The 8,925-nt window shown below is 72.8% G+C and carries 8 protein-coding genes; 3 read left to right on the forward strand and 5 right to left on the reverse strand.

Going from position 1 to position 8,925, the window contains the following annotated elements; genetic code table 11:
• Positions 1–427 precede the first annotated feature (427 nt).
• On the forward strand, positions 428–1,495 hold the full coding sequence (locus ACGF12_RS12460) for an LPXTG cell wall anchor domain-containing protein (protein ID WP_393028258.1): 1,068 nt from the start codon (positions 428–430) through the stop codon (positions 1,493–1,495).
• A gap of 150 nt (positions 1,496–1,645) precedes the next feature.
• Here the strand turns inward: ACGF12_RS12460 and ACGF12_RS12465 are convergent, their stop codons facing one another.
• From ACGF12_RS12465 to ACGF12_RS12475, 3 genes are all read right to left on the reverse strand, one after another.
• Positions 1,646–2,749, reverse strand: a complete 1,104-nt coding sequence (locus ACGF12_RS12465; protein WP_393028259.1) for a calcium:proton antiporter — start codon at positions 2,747–2,749, stop codon at positions 1,646–1,648.
• Between the two features lie 91 nt (positions 2,750–2,840).
• Entirely contained in the window at positions 2,841–4,376 is a 1,536-nt protein-coding gene (locus ACGF12_RS12470) for a serine/threonine-protein kinase (protein WP_393028260.1), read from the reverse strand.
• Positions 4,373–5,134: a serine/threonine protein kinase gene (locus ACGF12_RS12475; RefSeq protein ID WP_393028261.1), complete on the reverse strand. Its 762-nt coding sequence runs from the start codon at positions 5,132–5,134 to the stop codon at positions 4,373–4,375. Before ACGF12_RS12475 ends, ACGF12_RS12470 begins: the two co-directional genes overlap by 4 nt.
• Before the next feature lie 303 nt (positions 5,135–5,437).
• On the opposite strand from ACGF12_RS12475, the gene ACGF12_RS12480 reads away from it, so the two are divergent.
• Together ACGF12_RS12480 and nagB are read left to right on the forward strand one after the other, a co-directional pair.
• Positions 5,438–5,845, forward strand: a complete 408-nt coding sequence (locus ACGF12_RS12480) for a hypothetical protein (protein WP_393028262.1) — start codon at positions 5,438–5,440, stop codon at positions 5,843–5,845.
• Positions 5,846–6,106: 261 nt separating this feature from the next.
• The gene (nagB, locus tag ACGF12_RS12485; protein ID WP_393028263.1) at positions 6,107–6,889 is read left to right on the forward strand and encodes a glucosamine-6-phosphate deaminase; all 783 of its coding nucleotides are present in this window, start codon (positions 6,107–6,109) and stop codon (positions 6,887–6,889) included.
• Between the two features lie 67 nt (positions 6,890–6,956).
• On the opposite strand, the gene ACGF12_RS12490 is transcribed toward nagB, so the two are convergent.
• Both ACGF12_RS12490 and ACGF12_RS12495 read right to left on the reverse strand, forming a co-directional pair.
• Complete coding sequence (locus ACGF12_RS12490; RefSeq protein ID WP_393028264.1) at positions 6,957–8,087, reverse strand: aminotransferase class I/II-fold pyridoxal phosphate-dependent enzyme; 1,131 nt, start codon at positions 8,085–8,087, stop codon at positions 6,957–6,959.
• A gap of 5 nt (positions 8,088–8,092) precedes the next feature.
• The gene (locus ACGF12_RS12495) at positions 8,093–8,761 is read right to left on the reverse strand and encodes a transcriptional regulator (protein ID WP_393028265.1); all 669 of its coding nucleotides are present in this window, start codon (positions 8,759–8,761) and stop codon (positions 8,093–8,095) included.
• Positions 8,762–8,925 lie beyond the last annotated feature (164 nt).

Here is an 8,925-nt window from a genome sequence, read left to right on the forward strand (position 1 = left end):
CGGAACACACACCAGATCACCCAACGGAACGAGCGGGCTGGGCGGTTCCAGACGGACGATAGAGAACCTCGGCACCGGCCCGCCGCCCCGACACGCGACCCCGGCCCGCCGACCGGCCGAAACCGGCCACCCGCGCGGCCCGTCGGTTCACCCGTCGACGCGGAACCCGCCATTGACCGGCACCTCGACCACCTGCGGCACACACGAGTCGAACACAACCAGGTGATCGGATTGTTGCAACGGACTAATCGGATCTATCGCTCTCAGCGATGTATTTCGGCCAAACCTCCCTTGCGTCACGTTTCTGACTGCGGAACTTTTGTCCCCTCCCGCTCGTACGGCACCGGCCTCTGGTCCGGCGGCCGACCCGAGGGCTCCCTCCCACTGCGCAGGTTCGTCCCGACCTGCCGTACCCGATGGAACACGCATGCACATCCGCTCCACCGCCGCGCGCACCCTGGTGGCCGTCCCGACCGCCGCCGCCCTGATGCTGCTCGCCCCCGCCGCGCACGCCGTCGCCGGCGGCAACGGCAACGGCAAGGGCGCCCCTGGCAACAACGGCACCGTGAAGATCCACGACGCTGCCACCGGCCAGGAAGACGTGCGCAACGAGCCCAAGGTCTGCACGTTCTACCTGGACTCCTTCGGCTTCGACCCGAACCAGGACGTGCTCTGGGCGATCTTCGACATGAACAGCGACATGACCGAGCCCGTCGTGTTCGGCGACCTCCCGGTCGACGACCACGGCCACGTCCGCACCGAGGACATCAACCTGCCGGACGGTCACTACAAGCTGTTCTGGAAGGCCATCCCGCTGGTCAACGGCGAGCTGCCGGAGAACCCGGACGTCAGCAACCCCAAGCACAAGGTCTTCAAGGTCGACTGCGGCGGCCAGACCCCGGCCCCGACCGGCAAGCCCTCGCCGACCGCCACCCCGACCAAGGCCCCGTCGGCCAGCCCGACCGCCGTGCCGAGCACCACCCCCTCGCACACCGCCACGCCGACGCCGTCGCACACCCCGGCGCCGACCCACACCCCCGAGCCGACCCACTCGGCCACCCCGACCCACACCCCCGAGCCGACCCACTCGGCCACCCCGACCACCACCCCGGCGCCGGTCCCGCCGACCACCCCGGCCACCCAGCCGCCAGCGACGACCCCGGCGACCCCCGCGCCGACCACCCCGGCCGCCGACGTCCCCACCGACGCCCCGAGCGACGCGCCCAGCACCGCCCCGAGCGCCGGCCCGTCCACCGCGCCGACCGCCACCGTGCCGGTGCACCCCGGAACCGGTACCAAGGTCAGCCCGGACCAGCCGCTGGTCGTGCCCGCCAAGGTCAGCGTCCCGACCCCGATCCCGGGCGCGACCTCGGACGGCAAGAAGCTGGCCACCACCGGTAGCGACGGCACCCTGCTGTACGCGGGCGCCGGCACCGCCCTGCTGGTCGCCGGCGCGGGCGCGGTGGTCTACACCCGCCGTCGCCGCACCTCCTGAGGCATCCGAGCCTGAGGCCGCGGCCTCCGGGGGTCTGAGCCCTCCGGAGGCCGCACGCCGCGCCTGAGCCGCGGCAACAGGAAAGCCGCTGGCCCGTACGGGGGGACGGGCCAGCGGCTTCCACCACTCAGAAGTACGGCGGACAGGCCCTCAGGGGTTCACCGCCAGCACCACGAATTCCGCCAGTACCCCCAGGTGCACCGCTCCCTGGAGCATGGTCGCCCGGCGCGGGATGACCGTCAGGGTGCCGAGCACGACGGTCAGCGTCAGCAGCACCATGTGCGCCGGTTCGAGGCCGAGGACGAGCGGGCCGGAGAGCCAGGCGGAGGCGATCGCGACCGCCGGGATGGTCAGGCCGATGCTGGCGAGCGCCGAGCCCAGGGCCAGGTTGAGGCTGGTCTGCACCCGGTTGCGCAGGGCCGCGCGCAGCGCCGCGATGGTCTCCGGCAGCAGCACCATCATGGCGATCGCCACGCCGACCACGGCGTGCGGCAGCCCGGCGTCGTCCACCGCGGACTCGATGGTCGGCGAGACGCCCTTGGCCAGGCCCACCACCGCGACCAGCGCGACGCCCAGCAGCAACAGGCTGAGCCCGGCGGCCCGGAGGGTGGGCGGGCTCGCGTGCTCGTCGTCGTCCACCCGGATCTTGCCCTCGGCGGTGACCGGCAGGAAGTAGTCCCGGTGCCGCAGCGTCTGGGTGGTCACGAACAGCCCGTACACCACCAGCGAGGCGGTGGCCGCGTAGCTCAGCTGGGTGGTGGAGAACTGCGGGCCCGGCGCGCTGGTGGTGAAGGTCGGCAGCACCATGCTGAGCGTGGCGAGGGTCGCGACACAGGCGAGCGCGGCGCCGGTGCCCTCGGCGTTGAAGACGGCGGTGCGGTACTTGATCGCGGCCACCAGGATGGACAGGCCGAGGATCCCGTTGCAGGTGATCATCACGGCGGCGAACACGGTGTCCCTGGCCAGGGTGGAGGACTTCTCCCCGCCGTCGACCATCAGCGTCACGATCAGCGCGACCTCGATCACGGTGACCGCCACCGCGAGCACGAGCGATCCGAACGGCTCCCCGGTCCAGTGCGCGATGACCTCGGCGTGGTGCACGGCGGCCAGCACGGCACCGACCAGGAAACACGCAACCACGCCCACCACCCAGCCGGGCAGGTTCTCGTGCCAGATCAGGGCGAGGACGACGAACGCCACCACGGGGACGACGACGGTCCATTGCGCGGTGACCGCGCGGAGCTTCGTGATCATGCGGCCGAGGATCCCAGACCACGGGCCGGTCACCCGGGTGCCCGCGCCGGGATACGTATGGATGTGACACAACTCGTCCCGATACGGGCAGTCACCCGCCGTAGTCGGAAAGGTACCTGAGCACCTTGTCGACATGCGGCCGGATCCGCTCCGGGACGCCCCCGGCGGCCGCCACGGTCTTGTCGCTGGTGCGGTAGGCGGCGGTGACCAGGGCGGGCAGGTCGCGGCTGAAGCCGCGTCGCTTGAGCTGCTGGTCCAGCCAGCAGACGTAGTTGCCCATCGCGGCGATCGCGTCGCCCGGGTCCAGGTAGGACTTGGGGCCGGGGTGGTTGGCGGCCTTGGACCACGCGTCGAAGACCGCGGGCGTCCACATCGCGATGCCGTACTCGCCGGTCTCCGGACGGGCCGCGTTCGGGTCGAAGCCGCTCTCGGCCTTGAGCATCGCGGCCAGCAGGACCGGCGTGACCTCCGGCTCGGGGCAGCGCCGGGCCGTCTCCTCGATCATGCCGCGATAGGCCGTCGGGACGTCCGAGCCGGCCGGGATCGCCCCGGGCGGCGGCGCGGCCCGGTGGGCGTGCGACCCGACGGGCTCGGGGCCGCCGGTCAGCGCGAGCACGACGACGGCGCAGGTCAGCAGGCCGAGGCCGGCCCGGCCGGCGGCACGGTGGCGCCCGGTCGGACCGGCGGTGGCGCGGGTGACCAGCGCGGCGAGGTCGGTGCGGGCGCGCTGGTTCCGGTCGGCGGTCAGGCAGGCGGCCACCACGGCGCGCCAGGGCGCGGGCAGCGCCTGGTCCGGCCGTAGCGGGGCCGCGCCGCGGGCGTACGCCTGGGCGGCCAGCGAGCGGGCCCGGGCGGTGGCGCCGAGGAAGGGGTGCAGCCCGCCGGTGAGCAGTTGGTGGGCGATCACCCCGAAGGCCCAGATGTCGGCGCTGGGACGCAGCGCGACCCCGCGCGCGCCGGTGCGCTGGGACCACCACTCGGGCGGGACGTGGTCGGGCGAGCCCAGCGGCGGGGCGTACGCGTGGGTGCCCTCCAGTTCGGCGGTGAGGCCGAAGTCGGCGATCTTGGCGGTGCCGTCGGACATCAGCAGGATGTTGGCCGGTTTGAGGTCCCCGTGGACCCAGCCGCCCCGGTGCATGTGGGTCAGTCCGGCGCAGACCTGGGCGAGGATGCGCTCGGCCCCGGGCATCGCCGCGCCGGGGCGGGCGGTGGCGAGGAGGTCCTGGAGGCTGCGGGCGGCGCGTTCCATCACCAGGGCCACGGCGCCATCCAGGGCGGGGTGGTCGGGATCCTCGACGGTGACCACGGCGAGGGTGCGGATCAGGTGAGGGTGGTCGGCGCGGCGGCTGAACCGCAGCTCGCTGTGGGCCATCTGGGCCGCGGTGCGGCGCTGGCCGGGGCTGAACCGGGCCGGGCCGAGGATCTTGACGGCGGCCGGGGTGCCGTCCGGGCCCTCGGCGGCGTAGACGCTGCCCCAGGCACCCGCGCCGAGGAATGCGCCGGTGCGGTAGCCGGCCAGCGGGTAGCCCTCGGGGACCTCGAAGGGCGGGCGGGCCTGCGCAGGGCGCCGCTCCTCGGGCGGCCGGGGGTCGGGCCGGGCGGTGCCCGGTCGATCGGAGGGGGTCACGGCCGGGCGATCGGGCGCCGGGGCGGGAGCAGGATCAGGTGCTCCTCCCGGACGAGGTCGAACTTCAGGGCCAGGGCGACGAGTTCCTCGCGCTTGCCGCCGGCCGGGCCCTGTTCGTACGGCTCGCGCAGCCGCAGTTTGGTGCACACCAGGTAATCGATGTGGTAGTTCACCGCCGAGCGGGTCAGCCCGCGGCAGGAGGGCAGGGCGCGCAGCCGGGCCAGCACCTCCGTCACGCCCGGGACGGCGGCAGTGGAGGGCGAGCGCAGCCGGGGTTCGCAGAGCGCGAGCAGGACGAGGAAGTACTTGGCGGTCGGGTCCAGGGAGAAGGGGCTGACGGTGCGCTCGCCGTCGGCGCCGCTCGGGCCGCCGTCCAGGTAGGCGTGCTGCGGGGCGAAGACCTTGAAGGTGGCGGGTGCGCCGAGGGCGGGCAGGAGTACCCGGGAGAGCTCGAAGGGGACGGGCGCGCCGAGCCGCCCGGGGGCCACCTTGACGTGCTCCCCCGCGCCCTCCAGGTTCTCCACCACATAGGTGGCGGTGGTGCTGAAGTTGGACAGCCGCCAGTAGTCCTCGGCGGCGGCCACCTCGCCGGCGCGGCGGGAGACGCCCTGGTCGCTCAGCGGGATGGCGACCGGCCGACCGGGTTCGCCGCGCCCGAACACCGCCGTCTCCCCCGGGCCCATCCGCAGCAGTCCGGGCGCCGCTCCGGGCGCCATGTCCGGTCCCGGGCCGGGCAGTTGCACGATGACCGTGTCCACGCAGCCACCTCCGCTGGGGTCGGTCCGATGCTATCCGGCCGATTCGCCGCAGCGGCAAGGCGCCACTCGGACGGGTGAAGGAACACCGCCAACCCGGGCCGGTCGGCGGGGAGTTGTCCGCTCAAGAACTGATCGTCCATCAAACCACAGTTCGTCCGTATGCTGAACGTTCAGCGAACGATTGCAGCCAGTAGTTGAACGGTCACCATGAGTGTGACGCAACGCACACGCAGCATCTCCATGATTTGTGCAAGACTCATCTCAAGGAGTGAGATTCCCTTAATTTCCAAGGAGGTTCGTATCATGCGCACTCGGATCGCAGCTGTGATGATGACGGTGGCAGGGATCGCGACCCTGACGGCCGGTCCCGCCATGGCCGCCACGGCGACGTCCGAGCCCGGCACCGCGGCCTGCGCCACGATGCTCAACCGCCCCTGCATATCGCACCAGATCGACGGCGAGGGCATCGTCGGCGTCGCCCAGGTCAGCGCCGACCCGAACCAGTTGACGATGGTTCAGGTAGAGGTCCGCACCCAGCAGGCCTGGGGCAGCCCGTGGGAGCCGGTCGCCAGCGCCACCACCGTGCGACTCGGCTCGGCCCAGGCCGTCACCCCCCGCGTGACCGCCACCGCCCCGCGCATCATCTGCGCCACCGCCGGTCCGGCGCTGGACGCGAGCAAGCAGGTCACCACCTGTACCAACCCGTTCTGACCGGGGGCCGTTGAGACGCGCCACCCGTTCCGCACGACGAGGCGGCATCCGCAGGACCGGGCACCGGGAGCCGGGGCGTTCGCACCCCGGCTCCCTCCGCACCCGCCCCGAGTTCCACACCCGCCCCGAGGGCCCCCACCAGGCGCGACACCGAACAGGTCCGCACCGGCCCCGGGTGGACCTGGAGGCCCCGTTCACGGCAAACTGGTCTAGACCTCGGAGGTCTAGACCTCAGACTCGCCTCAGAACGGTGGACCCAGTATGGAAATCGTGATCGTCCCTGACGCCACAGCGGCCGGCGAACTCATCGCCGCAGCGATCACCGATCTGCTGACCGACAAGCCCGAGGCCCTGCTCGGCGTCGCCACCGGCTCGACCCCGCTGCCGATCTACCAGGCCCTCGCCGCCCGGGTCCGGGACGGCCGTCTGGACGCCTCCCGGGCGCGCATCTGCCAGCTGGACGAGTACGTCGGCCTGCCCGCCGGCCACCCGGAGTCCTACCGCTCGGTCGTGCTGCGCGAGGTCGTGGAGCCGCTCGGTCTGACCGAGGAGTCCTTCCTGGGCCCGGACGGCAACGCCGCCGACATCGCCGCGGCCGCCACCGCCTACGACCGCGCGCTGGCCGAGGCCGGCGGCGTGGACCTGCAGCTGCTCGGCATCGGCACCGACGGCCACATCGGCTTCAACGAGCCCTGCTCCTCGCTCGCCTCCCGGACCCGGATCAAGACCCTGACCCGGCAGACCCGGGTGGACAACGCCCGCTTCTTCGACAGCATCGACGAGGTCCCGCACCACGTCATCACCCAGGGCATCGGCACCATCCTGGAGGCCCGCCACCTGGTGCTGCTCGCCACCGGCGAGGCCAAGGCCGAGGCCGTCGCACTGGCCGTCGAGGGCCCGCTCGCCGCCGCCGTCCCCGCCTCGGCGCTGCAGCTGCACCCGCACGCCACCGTGGTGGTGGACGAGGCCGCCGCCTCCCGCCTCAAGCTGGCCGACTACTTCCGCGACACCTACGCGGCCAAGCCGGCCTGGCAGAAGCTCTGACCTGTGGCAGCCACAGCAGCCGGGGCGCCGATCCTCAGGGTCGGCCCGCCCCGGCCGTTCGCGTCCGCTACCGCTTGCGGAGCCAGTCGGCGAAGGCCGCCAGCGCCGGGCCCGGGTCGCTGCGGCCGACACCGATCCGGAAGCGGTCGGCCGGGGTGGGGGTGAGCTCGGAGCGGAACATGCTCGCGGGCATCAGCAGCACGCCCGCCTGCTCGACCAGCGCCGTGCAGAAGTCCTCCACCCCGTCCGCGCCGAGGTAGCGCGGGTAGGCGACACAGCCGCCGTCCGGGGCGCGCCAGTCGAAGAGCTCGGGGAACTCGGCGAAGAAGGCGTCGAAGCGCGGCAGGTTCTCCGCGATGATGCCCCGGTTGCGGGCCAGGATCCGGTCCCGGGCAGTGATCGCGATCCGGGCCAGCACCTCGCTGGGCGCCGAGTTGCAGATGGTGGTGTAGTGCTTGGCCCGCTCCAGCCGGGTGCGCAGCTCGCGGTCCCGGCAGGCGATCCAGCCGATCCGCAGCCCGGGAAGGCCGAGCGACTTGGAGGTGACGTTGAGCGAGAGCGCCGTCGCCGACAGGTCGGCGGCCTGCGGCAGGATGCGGGCCTGGTCGCGCTCCAGCCCGCGGTAGACCTCGTCCGAGAACAGCCGGATGCCGCGCTCCTCGCACAGGTCGACGAGGCGGGTGAAGTCGGCGGCGTCGATCAGCGTGCCGGTCGGGTTGTTGGGGAAGTTGACCGAGAGCAGTTTGGTGTTGGGGCGCAGCGCCGCCTCGACCGCGTCCAGGTCGAGCGCCCAGTCCTGCCGCTCGTCCAGCGCGACGCCGGTGACCTCGCAGAGTGAGAGCGGGATCGTCTCGGCGGACTGGTAGTTGGGGGTCAGCACCACGGCGTGGTCGCCCGGTTCGAGCAGCACCTGCATGGCGAGGTTGATCCCCTCCTGCGCGCCGCCGAAGCAGATCACGTCGTCCGCCTCGACCCGCTCGTACATCCCGGCGATGGCCCGGCGCAGGCCCGGGTCGCCGTAGGTCTCGGTGTAGCCGAGCGCGAGGGTGTCCCAGGCCTCGCGGTCCTCGGGGCCGGCCAGGGCGAGCAGCTCCGCCATCGTCATGGTCTGGGCGTCGGAGGCGGTGAGGTGGTGGCGGGCGGTGAACTCCCAGCGCGAGAAGTAGGTTTCGAGCCGGAAGTCGGGCAGCTGGGTCATCGGTCTCAGTCCTTTCTGGGGCCCGCGGCGGCGCCGGGGCCGGGGCCTGCCGGGTGCTTGAGCTCGGCGAGCAGGGCGTAGGCGGTGGAGCGGGAGATCCGCAGTGCGATGGCGACGGCGGGGACGGCGCGGCGGACGGCGAAGACCCCGGCCTCGTCCAGCTCGCGCAGCACGGTGAGCCGGTCCTCGCGGGTGAAGCGTTCCAGCGGGCGGCCCTGGGCGCGGACGTGGCCGCCGATCACGTCGTTCATCCGCTCGGTCCAGTCGCGTTCGAACAGCGGCTCGGGGCGGGGCGCGGTGGGCGCGGCGAAGTTCGCCAGCAGGGCGGCGGCCTGTTCCAGCGGGCCGCGGTCGAGGTTGACGCAGAGCACCGCCGAGGGGTGTCCGGCCTGGTCGCGCAGGACGGCGCTGACCGAGGAGAGCCGCCGGCCGTCCGGCAGCAGCTTCTCGTAGGGGCCGTAGACGTCGGGTGCGGACGGGCCCAGCTGGTCCAGTTCGCCGAGCAGGGAGGGGTCGCCGGGGGCGCGGGTGGTCATCGGGTTCCAGATGGCGAGCACCCGGTCGGTGGCGGTGTCGTGCAGCACCACCTCGGCGTAGGGGCCGAGCAGCAGGGCCACCGCGCGGCAGACCGGTGACCAGGTCCGGACGCGCGGGTCGGGGTCTTCGGCAGGCATGAATGGACTATACGTCCGGACCGGACACTTCGTCCAGCGCCGCTTGCGGCGGAGGCCCCGCCCACGGGTGGCGGTTTCTAGGGGTCGTTGCAACACGTGGTCGGTTTGATCAGGCCGCGATGAGTTTATGCAGGCGCTCGGCTGGGGTTTCCCAGCCGAGCGTT

It is taken from the genome of Kitasatospora sp. NPDC048296 (assembly GCF_043201815.1).
Classification (GTDB): Bacteria; Actinomycetota; Actinomycetes; order Streptomycetales; family Streptomycetaceae; genus Kitasatospora.